The sequence below is a fragment of the Candidatus Colwellia aromaticivorans genome (assembly GCF_003333305.1).
Classification (GTDB): domain Bacteria; phylum Pseudomonadota; class Gammaproteobacteria; order Enterobacterales; family Alteromonadaceae; genus Colwellia; species Colwellia aromaticivorans.
Genome location: NZ_QOLD01000022.1, coordinates 1 through 1095, shown reverse-complemented (window position 1 = coordinate 1095; position 1095 = coordinate 1). Strand labels below are relative to the sequence as shown.

At 35.3% G+C, this 1095-nt stretch carries 1 protein-coding gene; it reads right to left on the bottom strand.

What is annotated here, in order from left to right; all coding sequences use genetic code 11:
- Positions 1–735: 735 nt before the first annotated feature.
- A partial coding sequence (locus DWA31_RS17115; protein WP_210725537.1) for a hypothetical protein occupies positions 736–1095 on the bottom strand: 360 nt, incomplete at its 5' end.

The following is a 1095-nucleotide window of genomic DNA, read 5'->3' as shown; positions in this document are numbered from 1 at the left end:
GAATGGATTAATACCATTCGACTATCTCATGCATTGCCTAGAGCAATTGACCAACTCTGCACTTGATATCGAAACATTATTGCCCTGGAATGTAAAACTTAGCTAAGTGTTTTACCCAGACCTTCACCCTACATCGGCAATTAAGGTTTTAATCATGTTAACGACGGATATGGTTGCCAGAGTGATCAAAACACATCAGAGAAAATTCATTAGTGGGATGTCCGCTTTAGGTATTTTAATTCAAATTTGAGTATTTCTTTTTCAAGTTTTAAGATGAAAAATTAGAACACTTCATTATCTAATGTAGGGAAGATTTTGTCGGTTCAGTTGCCGTTAGATAAGCTAAGGCGAACGTCTATTTTCGTATCTTTGTTAACATCGCACCAGTGAGAATTAGAGCATTCTTCAGTTAGCCAAATATGACGTTAGCTTTTCAATAAATAATGACAACTTGGAGCCTTAGCTGCCATTGAGTTTTTGTGAAATCAAGATTATATTCATGACAATTCTACCCCCAATTTACTGCTCGTTTATGGGGCTAGTTTAAGCTCTATCTAGTCTTTCAGTCCTGAATTAAGTCATACTTAACTAGTTCAGCTCACGTGCCTGCTTCATACGAATAACAAGCGGTCTATTCTTAATATCTTTTAGGTAGTCCAGTCAGAAAATAATCATTCACTGAACAGTAACAATTCTGTTTTTTTGACATCATCTAATTACTTTTTTATCTCATGTTTAGTTAGTAATAGTCACCTTGTCAAACATATCTGTTGCTACATCGATAAGCTCATACTGCTCTTCATTCGTTGCTTGATATTCAATTCGAACAACAAATTTATCACTAGTCCCATATCTAATGGTGAAAGCTCGATCACCAATATCAATACTGTTAACTATATAGTGGCCTATCAGCTTCTCGCAACTACATTCGATATAGCATTCCTTATTCGGAAATTCAAAATCACATTGTTCAATTCCAAATAACACCAAAAACACAACAATGTTTGAGCCAATGGATATACTTGAAAAGCTTATCTTCACCAGACTTCTTATTTCCCAGTTCAAGGAGATTAGGGCAACATATTTGCTATCACT